17 protein-coding genes and 1 tRNA gene are annotated in these 19,067 nt (G+C 46.7%); 8 read left to right on the forward strand and 10 right to left on the reverse strand.

Annotated elements, in window-relative coordinates; all coding sequences use genetic code 11:
• Positions 1-18: 18 nt before the first annotated feature.
• Positions 19-1,659, forward strand: a complete 1,641-nt coding sequence (locus tag ACTTK6_RS10680; RefSeq protein WP_462833423.1) for a thiamine pyrophosphate-binding protein — start codon at positions 19-21, stop codon at positions 1,657-1,659.
• Between the two features lie 19 nt (positions 1,660-1,678).
• On the opposite strand, the gene ACTTK6_RS10685 is transcribed toward ACTTK6_RS10680, so the two are convergent.
• Entirely contained in the window at positions 1,679-2,752 is a 1,074-nt protein-coding gene (locus ACTTK6_RS10685) for an FUSC family protein (protein WP_079474268.1), read from the reverse strand.
• Positions 2,753-2,876: 124 nt separating this feature from the next.
• Positions 2,877-4,313 carry a carbon starvation CstA family protein gene (locus tag ACTTK6_RS10690; protein WP_094908509.1) on the reverse strand — a complete coding sequence of 479 codons (1,437 nt, stop codon included), beginning with the start codon at positions 4,311-4,313 and terminating at the stop codon, positions 2,877-2,879.
• A 249-nt stretch (positions 4,314-4,562) separates the two neighbouring features.
• On the opposite strand from ACTTK6_RS10690, the gene ACTTK6_RS10695 reads away from it, so the two are divergent.
• From ACTTK6_RS10695 to ACTTK6_RS10705, 3 genes are all read left to right on the forward strand, one after another.
• Positions 4,563-5,324 carry a FadR/GntR family transcriptional regulator gene (locus tag ACTTK6_RS10695; RefSeq protein ID WP_462833424.1) on the forward strand — a complete coding sequence of 254 codons (762 nt, stop codon included), beginning with the start codon at positions 4,563-4,565 and terminating at the stop codon, positions 5,322-5,324.
• A gap of 116 nt (positions 5,325-5,440) precedes the next feature.
• The gene (locus ACTTK6_RS10700) at positions 5,441-5,893 is read left to right on the forward strand and encodes a MarR family winged helix-turn-helix transcriptional regulator (RefSeq protein ID WP_462833425.1); all 453 of its coding nucleotides are present in this window, start codon (positions 5,441-5,443) and stop codon (positions 5,891-5,893) included.
• Positions 5,890-8,556, forward strand: a complete 2,667-nt coding sequence (locus ACTTK6_RS10705) for an MMPL family transporter (RefSeq protein ID WP_462833426.1) — start codon at positions 5,890-5,892, stop codon at positions 8,554-8,556. Before ACTTK6_RS10700 ends, ACTTK6_RS10705 begins: the two co-directional genes overlap by 4 nt.
• A gap of 39 nt (positions 8,557-8,595) precedes the next feature.
• On the opposite strand, the gene ACTTK6_RS10710 is transcribed toward ACTTK6_RS10705, so the two are convergent.
• The 4 genes from ACTTK6_RS10710 to ACTTK6_RS10725 all read right to left on the reverse strand — a co-directional run bounded on the left by ACTTK6_RS10710 (position 8,596) and on the right by ACTTK6_RS10725 (position 14,147).
• The gene (locus tag ACTTK6_RS10710) at positions 8,596-9,015 is read right to left on the reverse strand and encodes a GNAT family N-acetyltransferase (RefSeq protein ID WP_079474272.1); all 420 of its coding nucleotides are present in this window, start codon (positions 9,013-9,015) and stop codon (positions 8,596-8,598) included.
• 65 nt (positions 9,016-9,080) lie between these two features.
• Positions 9,081-11,357 (reverse strand): 5-methyltetrahydropteroyltriglutamate--homocysteine S-methyltransferase, encoded by a 2,277-nt coding sequence (gene metE, locus ACTTK6_RS10715; protein ID WP_462833427.1) that lies wholly within the window; start codon positions 11,355-11,357, stop codon positions 9,081-9,083.
• Between the two features lie 190 nt (positions 11,358-11,547).
• Entirely contained in the window at positions 11,548-13,020 is a 1,473-nt protein-coding gene (locus ACTTK6_RS10720; protein WP_462833428.1) for an MDR family MFS transporter, read from the reverse strand.
• Between the two features lie 251 nt (positions 13,021-13,271).
• The gene (locus tag ACTTK6_RS10725) at positions 13,272-14,147 is read right to left on the reverse strand and encodes a TetR/AcrR family transcriptional regulator (protein ID WP_462833429.1); all 876 of its coding nucleotides are present in this window, start codon (positions 14,145-14,147) and stop codon (positions 13,272-13,274) included.
• A gap of 165 nt (positions 14,148-14,312) precedes the next feature.
• Between ACTTK6_RS10725 and ACTTK6_RS10730 the strand changes: the two genes are divergently transcribed.
• Positions 14,313-15,563, forward strand: coding sequence for a YeeE/YedE family protein (locus ACTTK6_RS10730; RefSeq protein ID WP_094908506.1), 1,251 nt, complete (start codon positions 14,313-14,315; stop codon positions 15,561-15,563).
• Between the two features lie 54 nt (positions 15,564-15,617).
• On the opposite strand, the gene ACTTK6_RS10735 is transcribed toward ACTTK6_RS10730, so the two are convergent.
• On the reverse strand, positions 15,618-16,178 hold the full coding sequence (locus tag ACTTK6_RS10735; protein WP_079474277.1) for a nitroreductase family protein: 561 nt from the start codon (positions 16,176-16,178) through the stop codon (positions 15,618-15,620).
• Positions 16,179-16,288: 110 nt separating this feature from the next.
• On the opposite strand from ACTTK6_RS10735, the gene ACTTK6_RS10740 reads away from it, so the two are divergent.
• Positions 16,289-16,591, forward strand: coding sequence for a flavodoxin domain-containing protein (locus ACTTK6_RS10740; protein WP_462833431.1), 303 nt, complete (start codon positions 16,289-16,291; stop codon positions 16,589-16,591).
• Between the two features lie 36 nt (positions 16,592-16,627).
• On the opposite strand, the gene ACTTK6_RS10745 is transcribed toward ACTTK6_RS10740, so the two are convergent.
• Entirely contained in the window at positions 16,628-17,347 is a 720-nt protein-coding gene (locus ACTTK6_RS10745) for an NAD-dependent deacylase (RefSeq protein WP_462833432.1), read from the reverse strand.
• A 177-nt stretch (positions 17,348-17,524) separates the two neighbouring features.
• Positions 17,525-17,611: transfer RNA gene (locus ACTTK6_RS10750), tRNA-Leu, on the reverse strand.
• 121 nt (positions 17,612-17,732) lie between these two features.
• On the opposite strand from ACTTK6_RS10750, the gene ACTTK6_RS10755 reads away from it, so the two are divergent.
• Together ACTTK6_RS10755 and ACTTK6_RS10760 are read left to right on the forward strand one after the other, a co-directional pair.
• Positions 17,733-18,371: a hypothetical protein gene (locus tag ACTTK6_RS10755; protein ID WP_094908503.1), complete on the forward strand. Its 639-nt coding sequence runs from the start codon at positions 17,733-17,735 to the stop codon at positions 18,369-18,371.
• 129 nt (positions 18,372-18,500) lie between these two features.
• Positions 18,501-18,635 carry a hypothetical protein gene (locus ACTTK6_RS10760; RefSeq protein WP_261763931.1) on the forward strand — a complete coding sequence of 45 codons (135 nt, stop codon included), beginning with the start codon at positions 18,501-18,503 and terminating at the stop codon, positions 18,633-18,635.
• Between the two features lie 123 nt (positions 18,636-18,758).
• Here the strand turns inward: ACTTK6_RS10760 and ACTTK6_RS10765 are convergent, their stop codons facing one another.
• Positions 18,759-18,959, reverse strand: coding sequence for a cold-shock protein (locus tag ACTTK6_RS10765; protein WP_027847408.1), 201 nt, complete (start codon positions 18,957-18,959; stop codon positions 18,759-18,761).
• Positions 18,960-19,067 lie beyond the last annotated feature (108 nt).

Here is a 19,067-nt window from a genome sequence, read left to right on the forward strand (position 1 = left end):
AGTGGGGGGATAAACGGAATGAAAGCAGCTCAGTGGATAATTGATTATTTGCGGCAGGGTGGACTGGACTACGTCTTCGGTATTCCGGCGGGATCGGTAAATGCTCTTTTTGATAAAATGTATGAGCACGCTGATATTACGCCAATTATTACAAAACATGAAGGGGCAGCCGGATATATGGCTGCCGCCTACGCGAAGCGTTCGGATAAGCTTGGAGTTTGTATAGCGAGCAGCGGCCCCGGGGCAACGAATCTTCTCTCTGGTGCAGCAAATGCAATGAGAGAGCAGACCCCGGTACTGTTTATAACTGGCTCTGTGCCAACATCGACAGTAGGCTTGAATGCTTCCCAGGAGCTTGACGTTGTTCCGATGTTTGCCCCGGTCGCTAAATACAGCCGGCGGGTGGAGAGCATCCACGAAGTGCGTGAAGTATTTAAGGAAGCAGTATGCAAAGCATTCGCCGGGATACCCGGACCAGTGCACGTAGCGGTTCCGATCAACATTCAATTATCTATGCTTGAAGGCAGCACTGAGCTGCTGGAATATCCGGCCAAGCGCCGGCTCTCACCAGTTGAAAGCAACGTGTCGGAGGCGACCCGTATACTTTCGAGTAACCGTCAGGGCATCATTTTCCTTGGACAGGGTGCTAAAGACACAATGCCGGATATCATGAATCTGGTGGATTATTTGGGCTGGCCGGTGGTTACTACACCGCAGGCTAAAGGGCTTGTACCGACAGATCACCCAAATGCACGTGGTGTTTACGGTTTTGCCGGCCATCAAACAGCCACAGAAGTAATGGAAGACAGAGAGAATTCCATTATCTTCATTATAGGCTCAAGCCTTGGGGAAACGGCCACAAACAACTGGAATCCGGCTTTGACTGCTGATCGGTTTGTCATCCAGCTCGATCATGACCCGACGGTGTTTGACCGCAAGTATAAAGTAGATCTCTCTCTGCTTGGCGACGCCCAGACAACGATCCTGGAAATAAACAATAAACTTCGCCTGCCGGCAGCCGGAAAAAAAAGTCAGGAGCGGGCAAAAATTCCTCCACAAGCAGTAAACGAAAAATACGAAACGCAAAACGTGCTCCAGCGTTTTCAGTCCCACGTGCCAGAGAATACGCTTTTTACGGTGGATATCGGAGAGTTTATGAGCTATGTGATTCATTACATGGACGTAAAAAAACCAGATACGTATGACATCAATGTACATTTTGGCGCCATGGGTTCAGGAATTTCCAATGCCCTTGGAGTGAAACTTGCAGATCCTGAGCGCCCGGTGGTAAGCATTACGGGAGATGGCTGCTTCTTTATGCATGGGATGGAAGTGCTCACAGCCAAAGAGTACCAGCTGCCTATTTTGTTTATCGTGATGAATAACGCAAGGCTCGGAATGGTGTATCACGGCCACCGGCTTCAATACGGCAGAATGCACGATCGATTTGAACAATCGATGGTTCCGGTAGCGGCTATTGCAGAACAAATGGGGGTAAAATATGCTACTGTCCGCAGCATGGAGGATATTACTCCGGATCTTTATAGAGATCTATGCTCAGACAATTGCCCGGCTGTGCTTGAGATTCAGCTTATTGATGAGCAGACGCCTCCAATGGGAGACCGGGTGAAATTTTTATCATCCTTTAGTAAATCCTAAAAAGCAAACGCTCCGTGCCTTAAGAAGGCCGGGGCGTTTGCTGTTGTTCGGGCTGCTCGGGAAAATGGAGTTCCTCAAGCTCTTCAAGTACATCATGAATGGATAACAAAGCAAAAATAATAATAACGTCTGTGGAAAAGTGGTGATGATATTTTTTTATATTTGGGCGTGAGGCATGCTGGCGTTTTTTCCAAAAGCAGCGGTCGAGACGTTCAATCAGCCGGAATTGTTCCTCGGGAATCTGTTCCCCAAAGTGATGAATTGTCTGTGACATTGCGGGAATAATATCGCTAATCAGCTGAATCTCCTCTTTTGTAAACGTATAGCCATCTGTTTCAAAATTAAATAGACGATTAATATGGTAGCTGATCCGTTCTAGAAAATGAAGCTGACGCTGCTCCCGGGTGAATCTTCTGGCTTCTGTATCCTTTTTCTTATGATATTTCCATTCCTCCTGCTGGTAATAAGAAAGCTGAATGGCCCGTTCCAGGTCGCTTTCAAGCTGGTGATATTTATCCATCACCTGCGCTGAGGGGCGTTGGCCGTTCATAACTTCCTTGAGCCGCAGTTCAAAAATTTCAGCGGTCTCTACAAACATTTTGCGATTCTGCTCAGCGAGCAGGGAAGAAAATTTTGGAGGGAGGATCGTTAAATTGATTACCGTGGAGATTGCGAGCCCGATAAAGGTCGTGCCGACCCGTTCGACAAAAGTTAAAAAATAATGATCACTCGCTGTCGGAATCATTGCCACAGCTGTAATGGTAGCGACAAGCATGCCATCCCGGAGCCGGAACATATTACAAAAATAAAGTGTTAAAACGGAAGCAGTCATATAGGTTACCGGGGTAGGCCCGAATAAATAAACGGTAATCATTGCAAGAGCTGCTCCAATGACGGTGGCTGGAAGCCGTTGGGCGCCTTTACGTATAGAAGCAGCTGCTGTCGGTTCAAGCGTGACGATGGCAGTAATGACCGCGAACGCCTGCGGGAGATCAAAAATGCCGCATACAAAGGCAGTGAGTAGAACAGCAATGCCGGTTTTGATCAGTCTTCCGCCAATGAACCGCCGCTTAATTTTTCTCCAGTAGTGCATAGTAAGCCGCCTTCTTTATCATAATTTCTCGCCTGTATTTAGTGTAGCATGAACATGCAGCGGTTTCATCAGCGTGCTTGAAGTAAAAAGAGCCGCCCGCAGAAAAGCGGACAGCCAAGAGGCTTCAGATGGATTTTTCGACCTGTTCATACGCTCCCTGCCGCCTGGCGGAAATTATTTTAAAGACGTACCAGGCAAGCACGAATACGGTCAGCACAGCTCCAATCGTCATGGAAAGGCCGTATGGAAGGCCAAAACCCTCCGGAGCGTAAAAGATATAGGAGCAGACTACAGCAGTCATAAACATCGCCGGAACGCCGCAGATGAAATGATTTTTACCGGCATAAAGCAGGTACATGCAGCCTGTCCAAAGCATCACAGTAGCGACCAGCTGATTGGTCCATCCGACATATCTCCACAAAAAGGAATAATCAATCATGGATAAAAGTAATGCCGGAATAACAACTGGCACGATGGTTAGGATTAAAAGCGGCTTTCCTTTCAGGGAGACGGCGTTTGCCACGAGTTCGGCAAGCATCATCCGCGAGGAACGAAGGGCAGTATCCCCTGTGGTAATAGGAAGCAAAATAACTCCAAGGACGGCCAGTACACCGCCGAGCGTGCCAAGAAGGCTTGTCGAAATTTCATTAACAGCTCCGGCCGGGCCGCCGGCAGCTATGGCAGCCTGAAGCCCTCCGGTTCCTCCGAAAAAGGCCATACCGGCGGCAGCCCAGATAAGGGTGATGACGCCTTCGGCAATCATGGCTCCGTAAAATACTTTACGCCCCTCTGATTCTTTTTTGAGCGTACGGGCAATAATTGGGCTCTGGGTACTGTGAAACCCGGAAATGGCACCGCAGGAAATCGTCACCATAACCATTGGCCACACCGGCAGTTCCTCGGGATGGAGATTGGCAAGCGTCACATTTGGAATCGTGGCGTCTGAAAATACAAGTGCACCGGCAATGCTGACCGCCATAAAAATAAGCACCGCCCCGAAAAGAGGATAAATCTTTCCAATGACCCGCTGAATCGGAAGAAGGGCAGCTAATAAAAAATAAGCAAAAATAGCAAAAATGGCGGTAAGAAAACTGAGCGGTGTCAGGCTGGCAATTAATTCGGCGGGACCGGCAATAAAGGCAGCGGCCACAAGAATCATTAAACAGATGCTGACGATGTTAATAAAGCTCTGCATCGGGCGGCCGAGATATTTACCTACGAGCCCTGGAAACTGGGCGCCGTTGTGCCGAAGAGAAAGCATGCCCGAGAAGTAGTCGTGTACGGCTCCGGCGAAAATAGTGCCGAGCACGATCCAGAAAAATACGACGGGGCCATACAAGGCTCCAAGGAGCGCCCCGAAAATCGGGCCGAGCCCGGCAATATTCAATAACTGGATAAGGCTGCCGCGCCACCAACTGAGAGGCGAGTAATCGATATGCCCTTCGTTATGATACGCGGGGGTTTTGTTACGGTCATTGATGCCGAACGTTTTTTCCACGAAGGAACCGTAAACAATGTAACCGGCAATTAACAGGATAATAGCAATAAAAAAAGATAACATAAAAAGCCCCACCTTTGCTGCAATGTACTAGAGAAAACCATTGTTATAAATTCTAACTTGTTCTTTCCAAAATGACAATCGTCTATGTGGAAAAAACAAAACTTTTTTCATATAAAAGTAATAGAAGCGCGAAAAGTTGAATAAAAAGTGATTTCTGGTCCTGTTGGCAGGAAGCAATTCTTTCTCACGCCTTGGCCTCGTTGGTAAAAAGGGGGTAAGTATAGTACTGGTGCCCTGTGGGGTGATACAATGATGATAAATAGTGAACGGAAGGAAGAGCGGGCAATGACCATGGACCGTATTGAAACGAAAAAAATAGCTGAAGTTATCCGGGAAAAAATTGAGGATATGATCAAGCGGGGAGAGGTGAAGCCTGGCGAAAAGCTCGACTCTGTTGTCGCTCTCGCAGAGAAATTCGATGTAAGCCGTTCAGCCGTCCGTGAAGCATTAAGCGCGCTGCGTGCAGTAGGAATTGTAACCATACGCCAGGGGGAAGGAACCTTTGTGAATCAATATGATTTTTCTACTATTACGGACATGATGAACAGCCGTACTCTTATTTCGAAACAGGAAATGAAGGAGTTGTTCGAAGTCCGGCATGTGCTTGAAAAAGGGGCTTCCGAGCTTGCAGCGGTGCGGAGATCAAAAGAAAATCTCGAGCAGATGAGCACCGCTCTTGACCAGATGAAACAGGCGTCAGCAGACACCGACGATCTTGGGGAACAGGCAGACGTCCGTTTCCATCTTGCGATCGTTGAGGCGTCCGGAAACACTTTATTAAAACAAATGATGGGCCGGCTCTCCGATACCATGCAGAAAACAATGTATGAAACAAGGAAAGTATGGCTATTTTCGGAAAAACGTTCATTCCAGCGGCTTCTTGACGAACACCAGCGAATTTATACTGCGATAGATGAGCAGAAACCGGAAGCGGCTGCAGAAGCAATGAGCGCTCATTTAACGAACGTGGAAAAAGTCCTCTCCAAAGGCATTGAGCATATGAGCGACTAATGCGTCCGGCTCCGGGCGTTTTTTTGTGGAAGATTAATTTCCAGTTCTTCACCCGCTAATACTTGACGAATGAAAGTTCAGGGGGTAAACTACTAAATAGTTCAGGGGGTGTACTAATGAAGGACCAAAAAATGGAGGAAGCGGTGGAACTGTTCGCAGAAGTAATGATTCTCGGCAGAAACCGCATAACAAATGAAATACCCGATAATTTATTAAACCAAATTTCTCCGGAACAGGTAGAGCTGCTGGATTTTTTAATGAAATACGGACCAATGACGTCGACAGAAATCCAGAACAGGATGCTCGTCGGAAAAAGCGCTTTATCCAATCGCCTGAAAAAAATGGAAAACAACGGCTATGTGAAATTTGTGCCGAGCAGTGAAGATCAGCGGGTGAAGTACGTGGAAATTACCGCGGAAGGAAAAACATCTCACGAGCGGCATACCCGTCTCGTAAATGAGTATGTCTCCGATCTGCTTCAGGACATAAACGAAGAGGAAGTAGAGCAGTTTATCCAGACCTTTCACAAAATACGAAGCATACTACAAAAAGGTGGACAGCAAAGATGAAAACAATACTACAGTTTCGCTGGTGGGTAGCTGCATTAATAGTTATTTTCACCGTAGCCCTTACCGTCGTTTCCCCGAGTTTATCCAATTTGGCCGCCGATAAAGAAACGCTGCAAATACCGGAAGAAGAAACGTCTTCTCAGGCTCAAGAAATATTGGACGAAAACGGTGAGGGCGGCAACACCATCAGCGCCGTGATCCAAACAGAAAACGAGGCTGGCGAACAAGAGCAGGAAAACATACAATCACTGGTTACTGCCATTGAAGAAGAAAACATTGAAGGGATTTCAGAAGTCACGGACCCCTTTGGCAGTGAGGAAACAGAAGAACAGCTGGTTGCCTCAGAAGAAAATGTTGTTGTTATTCCGATCTCGATAGAAGGGGACAATGATACAGCGGTTAATGCAGCTGAAGAGATTCGTAGTCTTGATGAAGCTTCGAATATGGAGATGTACGTTACCGGGGAGTCGCTTTTAAACCAGCAGGTAAATGAAGCGAGCCAGGAAGGACTCGAGCGTACGGAAGTGATTACAGTAGTGCTGATTCTTGCGCTGTTGTTTGTTGTGTTCCGTGCGGTTATTACTCCATTTGTACCGCTTATTGCTGTCGGTCTTACGTATTTGATCAGCCAGTCGATTATCGCATATTTGGTAGACTGGTTTAACTTTCCGGTCTCCAACTATACGCAGATTTTTCTGGTAGCTGTGCTGTTTGGCATCGGCACCGATTACTGTATTCTTCTGTTGAGCAGGTACCGGGAGGAATTAGCCGCTGGCCTTGACTATAAAAAAGCTATCATAAGGACGTACAAAACAGCCGGTAAAACGATGGTTTACAGTGCGCTCGCCGTGCTTGTCGGCTTTACGGCAATCGGTTTCGCTAACTTCTCCGTCTTTCAGTCCGGAGTTGGGGTGGCGGTCGGCATAGTGGTGTTAACGGGCGTTCTTTGGACGATTCTGCCATTCTTTATGCTGACATTAAAAAAAGCTTTATTTTGGCCGTCGAAGCTGCACAATGGCCATGCTGACAGTAAAATATGGAAATGGCTGAGCCACATCTCCGTGTTCCGTCCGCTGCTTGCTATTCTAATTGTAGCTGTCGTTACGGTGCCGCTATTGTTAACATTTGATAATTCGCGGTCTTACGACACGATTGATGAAATTGACCAGGACACGGAAGAAGTTACGGGCCTTAACTTAATTGAAGAAGGTCTTGGCTCCGGGCAGGCGCTTCCAATGCAGATCGTCATCGAATCGGACGAATCGGTGATGGAGTCGGACACGCTTGCGTATGTAGAGGACTTGAGTCGTTCAATCTCCAATTTGGAAGAGGTGGAGGCGGTGCGCAGCGCCACACGCCCGGCAGGAGATATTATTGACGATTTTTATGTAAACAATCAGCTCGAGGAAGTGAGCAATGGCATTAGTGATGCCCGGGATGGCATTGAAGAAACCGAGAGCGGGCTGCAGGAAGTCGAAGATGGCCTTAGCTCCATCCAGGAACAGCTTGGAAGCAATGATACGGAGAATTCGTCTCTGCAGGATGCTGCTGACGGCCTCGGAGAAGTGAATACAGCGCTTGAGCAGGTGAGCACGCAGCTGGCAAACGCTTCTTCCCCGCAGGAAGCAGCAGCAGCTTCAGAGCAGCTGGTCGGCATTAGTCAGCAGCTTACAGAGATTCAAAGCGGGCTTGAAGAAGGCCAGCAGGAGCTTGATCAACAGACGGCAGAGCTCGAGCAGCTAGCCGAAACGCTTGGAACACTCGAAAACGGGGTGTCTGATTCCCGTGACGGGCTGACCGAAATCAGTGACGGCCTTGAAAGTGCTGAAACCTTCACCGGAGAGGTGTCTGAGGCAAATTATGTTGAAGGCACCGGTGTATACCTTCCGGAAGATACCATCGAGAATGAAGACTTCCAGGACGGTGCCTCCAATTACGTATTCGACAATGAAAATGGCATGACCATTGAAGTTGGCTTGAATGCGGATCCTTATTCCAAAGAAGCCATCCAAAGTGCGGAAGAAGTCAAAGAGGTTGTGGAAATGAATACGCAGGGCACGCCGCTTGAAGATACGACGATCGAATATGGAGGCGTGCCGAGTGTGAACAGCGACCTACAGTCGGTCAGCTCCAGTGATTTTGACCGGACGGTATTGATCGTTCTTGTCGGTATTTTTGCGATACTCATTATTTTGCTTCGTAATATTATTCAGCCGCTTTATATTATCGGCGGGCTCGTGCTCGCATACTTTACAGCGATGGCTGTGACAGAACTGATTTTTGTAAATGGGCTTGGATATCCGGGCATCGCCTGGCCGGTACCATTCTTCGGATTTGTTATGCTTGTAGCGCTCGGGGTGGATTATTCCATCTTCCTGCTAAGCAGGTACAATGAAGAAGCTAAAGCCGGTATACGTACAGGGATGCAGACGGCAATGATCAAGATGGGCACGGTGATCATTACAGCAGCGATCATTCTGTCAGGAACGTTTGCAGCAATGCTTCCTTCGGGAGTGCTTACTCTCCTTGAGGTAGCAACGGTTGTCATTACTGGACTGCTGCTGTTTGGGCTTATCGTGCTGCCATTATTAATTCCGGCATTAATCAGCTTTAACTCCGAAGAAAAAAATCCAAAGAAAAAACAAAAGCAACAGGAGCGATAAAAAAGAAACTCTGCCTTTCATGGGGCAGAGTTTTTTGCGCTATAAGGTATGCCGAAAAACGTAGCTTGAGGCGTGATAACCAAGACGTTCATAAAAGCGATGGGCGTCTTCGCGCTGCAGGCCGGAGGAGAGAATTACTTCTGTGCATCCGTGATTTTCTGCGTGTTGATGAATAGCCCGGAGAAGTCTCTCGCCGTGACCATTGGAGCGTGCGTGCTCTGCCGTCACAAGTTCATGAACCCAGGCGTGTTTCCCCCAGGCGAGACTTTCCAAAAGCTCCACTCCGGATACTGAGACTACCACGCCATCTTCTTTTAAGGCGAGCAGCTGGTATGAAGGATGACGGGAGAGGTAATCGTGGAAGGCTTCCCAGCTGAGAGAAGGACGCAGGGTTTGAATAATTTCATATGCTTTTTTGTAATCGGACCGTTTATTTAAAAATGTAGTAGTCATAGTCATAGATGGGATGTCCTTTCCGTACGAAAATAAGGCCCGGAAGGCCGGGCCTTATTACGTAGTGATAATTATGCATGCTGTTCGAGATTTTTTCTTACTTCTTCCGCAGCACGGACCATGTTTTTAAGAGCTTCAATCGTTTCCGGCACATCACGTGTTTTGAGTCCGCAGTCCGGATTTACCCAAAACAGGCTGCTCGGAAGCACGCGCAGGGCCCGGTCAATCATTTGAGTCATTTCTTCCACGTCCGGCACACGCGGGCTGTGAATGTCATAAACACCAAGGCCGATGCCTTTGTCATAAACAGCTGTTTCAAATGTTTCAATAAGTTCCCCGTGGCTCCGGGAAGTTTCAATCGAGATGACGTCGGCATCGAGCGCGCGGATCGACTCAATCATATCCTGAAACTCACTATAGCACATGTGTGTATGAATCTGGGTGGTGTCTTTGACAGAAGAAGTAGAAAGGCGGAAGGCGTGAACGGTCCATTCCAAGTACTCGTCCCATTCTGCCCGTTTTAACGGCAGTCCTTCGCGAATGGCGGGTTCGTCCACCTGGATCATTTCAATGCCTTCGTTTTCAAGCGCGAGCACCTCATCATTCAGGGCTCGTGCAATTTGAAAGGCTACTTCTTTTTTCGGAATGTCATTGCGTTCAAAACTCCAGTTCAGAATCGTTACCGGGCCGGTAAGCATTCCCTTCATCGGCTTTTCGGTCAGCGTTTGGGCGTATTTGGTTTCTTTTACGGTCATTGGTTCTTTAAACTCGACATTCCCGTAAATGACCGGCGGTTTGACACATCGTGAACCATAGGATTGTACCCAGCCGTTGGAGGTGAAAGCGAAGCCGCCTAATTTTTCCCCAAAGAACTCTACCATATCTGTACGTTCAAACTCTCCATGCACGAGAACGTCGAGTCCGATCTCTTCCTGAATATCGACCCATTCCTGCATTTTATTTTGAATGTACGTTTCGTATTCTTCTGCGGAAATTTCACCTTTTCTCATCCGCCGGCGTTCGACCCGGACCTCACGTGTCTGCGGAAAGCTTCCGATAGTAGTGGTAGGAAGCTTTGGGAGCTGAAACTTTTCCTGCTGAAGCGGACTTCTTTCCTCGAATGAAAGCGGCCGGGAGGAAGGAATGTCGCCTGTAGCGTTGCCGGCTGTTTCCTGGCGCCACGGAGCGTTTTTAACACGAGCAAGCTGAGCGGTATTTTCTTCGATTTCTCCTGCCGTGTCTTCCCCGTTTAACGTGCGTGTGACGAGGTCGATTTCTTCGAGCTTTTGATCAGCAAAAGAAAGAGCATCCAGCAAAAGCGGATCAAGCTGCGTTTCGTGTCTGGTCGTCACCGGTGTATGAAGAAGACTGCAGGACGGCTGGATTTCGACATGTTCACTGCCCGTTTCTGCCTGAATATCTTTGGCAAAAGCGACAGTGGCCTTCACGTCTGCTTTCCAAATGTTGCGTCCGTCAATTACCCCTGCGCCCAGTACTTTGCCTGCAGGGAAGCCGTGATTTTGAATGTTTGCCCAGTTGCCTTCCTTACCGTGGACAAAATCAAGGCCGAGACCTGCGATTGGAAGAGAAATAATGTCTTTATAATGAGAAACGCTATCGAAATACGTTTGTACAAACAGGTCTAGTTCAGGTACTTCGCGGTTGAATAACTCATACGCTTTCCGGATTAATGGAATATCTGTTTCGGGAAAGGACTGAACAAATGCCGGCTCATCGATTTGAACGCTTTTCGCTCCTGCGTCCTGCAGCTGCCGCAGTACTTTTTCATAAAGAGGAAGAAGGTCATTAAACAGCTGTTCAAACTGATGGTCTTCATAGCCTTTGGAAAGCTTCAGGAAAGTATAAGGACCGATTAGGTATGGACGTCCTTCAATACCTAATTCAGACGCTGCCTCCTGATAAGCTTTTAACGGGTAGTTATCCACTAGGCGGGGCTTTGCGTTTTGAAGCTCCGGCACAATGTAGTGATAATTGGTGTTAAACCACTTGGTCATTTCACTTGCCGGCGATGCTTTCGTACCGCGGGCTACAGCGAAATATGTAGATAGGGAAGAATAGCCCTCGGAAGCATCAAAGCGCTCCGGCACAAGCCCAAACATCACTGAAGTATCAAGTACGTGATCATACAGCGAGAAATCACCAACGGGGATTGAATCCACACCGCGCTCCTGTTGCTTTTTCAAGAAATCCAATCGGAGTTCTCGGATTTGTTGTTGAAAAGACTCCTTATCCAGCTTTCCTTTCCAGTAGGATTCCAATGCTTTTTTCCATTCACGTTTTTCACCTAACCGTGGGTAGCCCAGGTTGCTGCTTGTCCATGTTGTCATTAAATTATTTTCTCCCTTCCAGTAGTACTCGATTGTCCTCCTATTCTTTATGTGAGAGGCATCCATGTAGCCAAACTATATCTTTTTCTGTGTTAAAGTGTCAAGGTATTTCACAGAATATTTCCACGTTTAATACAGTAAAAAACACCCTCAGCCATTGCTGAGAGTGTCTTTGTTAAATTAGGAGAGTTTATGCTTTGCTTTCTTTTGTGCTGCTTTTGTTTCCGCGAACCTCGCGTTTTTCCATCGTATCCGGTCTTGTGTTTTTAAGAAAGAATGAAAGCACAAGGCCGACCACAGCGGCAATTAAAGCTACGAAAAAAGCCACATTAATGCCATGAATTAAAGCGCCGGTCTGGCTTGACACTTCGCCTGCCCGGGCAGCACCAGAAGCGCTCTGGGACATCACGGTAATCAGAACGGCAGTACCAATGGATCCTGCTACCTGGCGGAGCGTATTCGTCATCGCCGTGCCGTGGGCGATTAATGAATTCGGAAGCTGGTTTAGGCCGGCAGTCGTCATTGGCATCATGACCATTGCGACACCGAGCATGCGGAGGGCAAACATAACGGTCAAGAAGACGATAGATGAGTCTTGCGTTAAAAACATATACGGAATGGTGCCGATTGTTAACAGGGAGAGGCCAGTGATAGCAAGGCCTCTGCCCCCGACTTTATCAAAAATGCGCCCGGTAATAGGACTCATCAGTCCCATTAAAAGAGCACCCGGCAGAAGCATCAGGCCGGAATCAAGGGCGGAAAAACCACGTGCGTTCTGAACATACAGCGGGATGAGAGTCTGGGAGCCGACCATGGAAACAAAACAGGCCATGGCTACGACCACCGTCAACGTAAAGATAGGGTTTTTCAGCACACGGAACTCAAGTATAGGGCGTTCCACATGAAGCTGTCTCCAAATGAACAAGAACAAGGCAACTGCGCCTATCGCAAGCGTAATTAATACGGTGGCACTTCCCCAGCCGGTGTTTCCGGCAGCGCTGAATCCATACAACAGGCCGCCGAATCCAGCAGTCGAGAGCATAATCGATAGTAAATCGAGCTTTGGATGCTTAAGCTCCGTTACATTTTTCAGCAAAAAGTACGCTAAAATTATGTCAACAATGGCGATCGGAAGAATAATGTAAAACAACGTGTTCCAGGAATATGAATCCACGACCCAGCCGGAAAGAGTAGGGCCGAATGCCGGTGCAAATGCAATGGCGAGTCCGGCAAGCCCCATAGCCTGACCGCGCTGGGAAATAGGGAACATGGTCATAATAGATGTCTGCATTAACGGAATCATAATACCGGCACCAACGCCCTGAATTACCCTTCCGGCCATGAGCAGGCCGAAGGTTGGGGAGAGGGCTGCGAACAGAGTTCCAAGCGCGAAGGAACACATGGCAAATAAAAAAAGCCCGCGGGTAGTAAATTTTTCAATAAGAAAGGCGGTGATTGGAATCATAATGCCATTAACAAGCATAAATACGGTCGTTACCCATTGTGCTGTGTTGGCGCTCACGTTTAAATCGGCCATAATGCTTGGAATGGCCACGGCGAGCAGGGTCTGGTTTAAAATAGCGATAAACGCTCCGGTAAGAAATACCGCTATAATTAAATTTCTTGTTTTAGCAGGTATTTGTGTAGCTGCTTCTTCTGGCATGAGAAGCCCTCCTTCGATGATGTAATACATTTTTCGAGTATAAATTGTCTATAAAACGAAATGGTTTTTAAAGTACTTTTTAGTTTTCGTCAGCATATAATAACGCCAGCTACAGTAAAGATCAAGAAACTTGTTTCAGGACAAACAAATATCTGACTTTTTGTGCTGACGGTTTGAGACTTGGCTGTGAAGATTTAAAAGTCGGTAAAGCAAGAAAACCGCAATAAATGAACGATACCGGTATCCGAAAGCTACTGAATAATCTCCCGCAGAATATTAATATTACTCTGCAGTTCTTCTTTCTTCTCGAGAAAACAAAACAATGATTCCATGACAATTGTTTCAGGTTCGGGTTCGTAAAATTCCTGGTTTAGACGATCTACTGCTTCGACCCACTGCTTTTTTTCATAGGAAGGAAAGCGGTAATGAATGAAAACCCGTACCTGCTGAATGGTCCGATCCCATAAATCCTTTTGATCAATTTCGCCGTAATGACCCTGAAGATTGAAAGGCTCCATATCCTCGCTTGAAAAGACAGAAGCCGAGGACGTCTTGTGTTTGATGATACTTTCAATGTTGGTGACTAATACTTCAGCAAGACGGTCAAAATCAAAATTATGCCGGTCAACCTTTTCAGCAAATGCAATCATTTCTCTGCTCATTCCCTGCATGCATATCGCAAGGTCCCAAACGAAAGGCTCTATATCGGTGCCAAATGCTTCGAGCAGTGTATCCTTATGCCAGTTCACCATAATAAGCTGGCCTTGTTTTAAAAGGGCCTTAATGTCGTCAGACTGTTTGTTGATGGAAGCAGATTGGTAAAGCATCCATACGTATTCGCGATGCTCCACGAGGCCTTCAATTTCCCTCGACAGCTTGGCAATCAGCTGATCCCGGGGCTGCTTGGACTGCTCGTTGCGGGCGTAATTGGCACGATGAATAATATGGTTTAAATTATCCCTTACAATTTGGGCGAGAATGTCTTCTTTAGAATGAAAAATTTTATAAATAGAAGCTTTGGACATCCGGCACGCTTCAGCAATATCCTGTACCGAGGTGTGAAAGAACCCCTGGTTGGAAAACAGCTGCATTGCAGTCTGCTGAATGTATATTTTCTTTTCATCCATGCCCATGCCCCCTTAAAACTATATAGTTTTTTTAGTACCTTTAAGTTTCAACTCATTAATAATAGTAAATTTTCGTTACAAAAGCAACATCTTTGACTATCTTTAAAAAAATATTTAAGATAAAGAACGTAAAACTGACTAAAAAGATAGGAATGGGGGATTATAATGGCAGTAACAGTACAGCCCGTTTCCCAGCAGGAAACTGCCGAGAAAGCTTCCAAGAAACTGGGAGCTCCTCAAAATAAGCTGGTTACCGGCGGGTTGATCGTATTTGCTATCTTAACTTTATATCTTGCATTAACCCAGGCGATCGTACAGCCACTTTTGCTTACTATTGGGCTTCTTTTAGGATACACACTATTTCACGCCAGGTTTGGATTTACATCGGCGTTTCGGCGTTTGATGTCTGTCGGTAACGGCCAGGCGCTAAGAGCTCACATGGTAATGCTGGCGGCAGCGGTCACCCTGTTCGCGCCAATTCTTGCTATTGGTTCAACATTTTTTGGAGGGGAAGCTGCCGGCTACGTCAGCCCTGTTGGCGTGAGTGTTGTCGTTGGTTCATTTATGTTCGGGCTGGGAATGCAGCTCGGAGGAGGGTGCGCTTCCGGAACGCTGTATGCAGTAGGCGGCGGTCGGACGAATATGTTCATTACGCTGCTCTTTTTCATTGTCGGCTCTACCGTTGGAGCATATCATCTTTCGTTCTGGACAGATGAAACACCTTCCTTCGGGTCGATATCGCTGGCAACGTCCACCGGTCTTGGATATGCGGGGGCCTGGATAGTATCTTTGCTTATTTTTGCCGCTGTGATCGCAGTGACATTAATTATTGATAAAAAGAAAAACCCGCCGGCAATGGCTACTCTGCCTACAGCGAGCGGCTGGAAACGCATTTTCCGCGGTTCCTGGCCAATGATGATTGCAGCAGTAGTTCTTGCTGTATTAAATGCTTTAACCCTGCTTACACGCGGCCAGCCGTGGGGAATTACCTCGGCGTTTGCACTTTGGGGATCCAAAGCAGCTGAAGCAGTAGGCATCAATGCTTCAGGCTGGGATTATTGGAGCGGGGAAAGTGCGCAGGCTCTGCAGACTACCATATTTGCCGACTCCACTACTGTACTGAACTTTGGCGTAATTTTAGGCGCATTTATTGCTTCAGCAGCGGGCGGTTTGTTTAAGTTTACAAAAGTGACCATCGGCAACGCTTCTGCCTCTATTATCGGCGGCCTTTTGATGGGTTACGGAGCACGGCTCGCTTTTGGATGTAACATCGGTGCTTACTTTGGTGGTATTGCCTCCTTTAGTGTCCACGGCTATGTATGGGCAGTATTTGCGTTAGCCGGTACATTCCTGGCTCTTTTCCTACGGCCGTTGTTCGGTCTTTCTGTACCCAAACCAAAAGATACGTTCTGTTAATACGAAAAAACCTTCCTGGCGTTCAGGAAGGTTTTTTTATGGAAAATGAGCTTTTCATTCAAAAATATTAATTTTTTCTTTAATGGATGTTCGTGGTTTTGCTTTTGGCGTTTTTTCAAAATAGCCAAGCTGCAGCATGCCGACAATAGTTTCTTTCGGTTCGATACCAAGGGACTTCTTGAAACGATCTGAATATATATAATCTCCCGTTTTCCAAATCATACCGATATTTTGCTCCCAGCTTAAAAGCTGAAAGTTTTGAATAAGAGTAGAGGCCGCGCCAAAATCCTCTTCCCATTTTTCCGTTTTTTCCTCTGCCTGGTTGACGACAAGCAGGGCCCCAGGGAGCTCGGAAATTTGGGCCCGCACTTTTTCGGGTTTTTTTGAACCTTCGTGCTCCTGGTAATCGGCGAGAGCCTCTGCAAGTTTTTCTGTACCGCTGCCAAGAAAAAGCAGAAAGCGCCACGGCTCACGTATGCCATGGTCAGGCGCCCATTTGGAAACTTCAAGTAATTCAAGAATTGTTTGTTTATCTACCGGCTGCTCTGTAAACTTTTTAATGCTACGCCGGGATTGAATGGTTTGTGCAAGTGGGGTGCTGGCTATATCGGTCATAAGAGGTGCCTCCTAAGTTGAAAATGATTATCATTTACTATTTTAACATATAGACGAATTAATAGAAGAGCCTGAGCTGGCTCATTTGAATATATACGACGGTGTATTATTTGGTACTTACACCTAGGGGCGGAGGTCTTCACTATGAAGTAGAGGATTATTATGCAGAAATGGAAGAAATACAGTTAAAAGGTTTGCAGGTAGCACTGTTCGGCTCGTGCGACTTCATGTATCTAAAATATGGGCGGGCCCTCGACTTGATAGAGGGCCGGTTCCAAAAGCATGGAGCGCAGATAGTAGCTGCGCCGCTGAAAGTGGAAATTGATCCGAGAGAGGAAGAAGCCAGGGCGGCCCGTAAACTTGTAGATGCGTTACTGCAGAAAAAGAAAGTGAAAACCAGCGCTATTTCATAAAAAGAAGCATCCAGCGACGACTGGAAGCTTCTTTAGTTACATATACGCATTTGTTTCTAGAAGAACGTCTTGAATAGAAGCCCCGGGGAAGGTTAAATCTGCCCGCGAATCGAGATCTGTATCTTCCTGGTTTACGATAACAAGCCTGGCTCCGTTCTCTTTTGCTTCCATTGGAAACAGGGAAGCAGGTGCTACCTGGAGGCTTGACCCGAGCACGATAAATAAATCACAGGACGAGGTGGCCTCCTGCGCTTGTTGAATATCATGTTCCGGCAGCATTTCACCAAACAGGACAATACCTGGCCGCAGTTTGCCGCCGCAATTCGGACAAAGAGAAGATCTGTTTAAAAAATCCTCCTGCGCTGCCGGCCGGCCGCAAATGTGACAATGGATCTCCCGCAGGCTGCCGTGCAAAACAGAAACATGTTGCTGGCCGGCCGCCTGGTGAAAACCATCTACGTTTTGGGTTATGACATGCTGCAGGATGCCCTGCTGTTCCCAATGGGCTAAAACTTCGTGGCCTTTATTTGGAGATGCTTCGAGTAAGGACTGCAGGCGCCATTGGTAGAAACTTGTGAATGCTTCATTTTGGTGTTCAAGGGCTTCGACCGTGGCTAACTGCTTTGGGTCATAATTGCTCCAAAGTCCTGAAGATGAACGGAAATCCGGGAGCCCGCTATCCGTAGACATTCCCGCGCCGGTCATTACAACACTGTAATTGGATGCTTGAAGCCATTCTGCCAGCTGTCTGCTCAACTTAATCCTCCTAACGTCTGCTCATTGATTACTGCTGTAATTCAATACCCGTCTTTACCCACTGCTTACACCAATAAAAGGGGAGGTGTCTGCGGGGAAGTTCGTGATAGAATAAAGGGATAAAAGCATAAAAAAACACCAGCCTGAAAAAGCCTGGTGTATTCGTTATATAAGGAATGGTGCGGATGAGAGGATTCGAACCTCCAAGAGCGTAAGCTCACACGGACCTGAACCGTGCGCGTCTGCCAGTTCCGCCACATCCGCAAGACAAATTCTATTATAACCAGTAGTAGCGAATTGTGCAATAGAAGATTTGCTGTTTTTTTTATAAATATAGTACGATTAAAGCTTAGAAGAAAACAAACAGGAAAGCGAGTCTTTAATTATGGGTGAAAAGAGGGACCAGGAATTTGGGAAGAGACTATATGAAGCCATTATGGTGATACTTGCCATTCTATCTGTAGGCACTATTTGGTACGACACAGAAGTGTCCGGCTATATTATTTGGACCACCTGGGCATTATTCACGCTTGATTATGCTTTCCGATTTTTTCGGGCAGAGCGGAAATGGGAGTTCGTTAAAACACACCCGTTTTTATTAATAGCTATTATACCATTAGATGCGATCTTTCAGTTTGCACGACTGGCAAGAATTATTCATCTGTTCCGGCTCAAAACGATTACTAAATTTTATACAATGCCGCTTATTCGGTATTTAAGCCGTCAGCACCAGTATTATGTCTGGGGCGGTATTTTAATATTATACATCTGTTTCGTGATCTGGGTGTGGGGGATCGAACCCCCGGCAGATTCCCTGTGGACCTCTGCCCTGAGCGTACTCATGGCGCTTGTCATGTTCGGGCGCTCTAACATTGAGCCGGTTACGGCACTTGGTCAGGGAACAATGGTAGTGCTGAGTCTGTTCGGAGTTATTTTATACGGTTTGATTTTAACTTATATATTTGAATACTTTTCCGTCAAGTATTGGAAAAATAAAGTGAAGAAGTGGTTTCCCTTTAATTAAAATTCAGTCTTTCGGATGAAGAGCCCCTCTTGGCCAAGGAGAACAGAAGATATACTGAAAAATAACACAAAATTGTTGCAAACGTGTAACAGGGGAGTATGATAGAAATATATCAAAAGGAGGGATAACATGTGGGCTTTGCATCTAGTTCAGAATATGCGCTTTGTCATTATGGGGCTCTTATCCCTTTCGGCACTCAGCATTTTTGCTTTTCAGTCGGTAGAAATTGTACATGCTTTTCTTGAAACATTCAGGCGCCGCTAGTGAATAATATCCTGCATTAGGAATACCCGGTTTTTGGGTATTCTTTTTTTGTATGTGTGGACGTCCGAAAGCAACAAGAAAAAACCTCTCTCCAAAAAGGAGAGAGGTTTATATATGGCTTAATTAGTTTTTAGTGACGTTTGCAGCTTGCGGGCCGCGGTCGCCTTCTACTATTTCGAATTCTACCGTTTGTCCTTCTTCTAAGGTTTTAAAGCCTTCTTCCTGGATAGCGGAGAAGTGAACGAAAACGTCGTCTGCGCCTTCGCGCTCGATGAAGCCAAAACCTTTTTCTGCGTTAAACCACTTAACTGTACCTTGTTCCATAAAAATAATCCTCCTGCGTGCCCTGTGGCACAAATAATACTTATCTTGCAAACCGCATAGTTCCAAGTTCAGAAGCTAAAAACCCTAACCTTGTTCAAACTAACGGAT

The organism is Marinococcus salis (genome assembly GCF_054971365.1).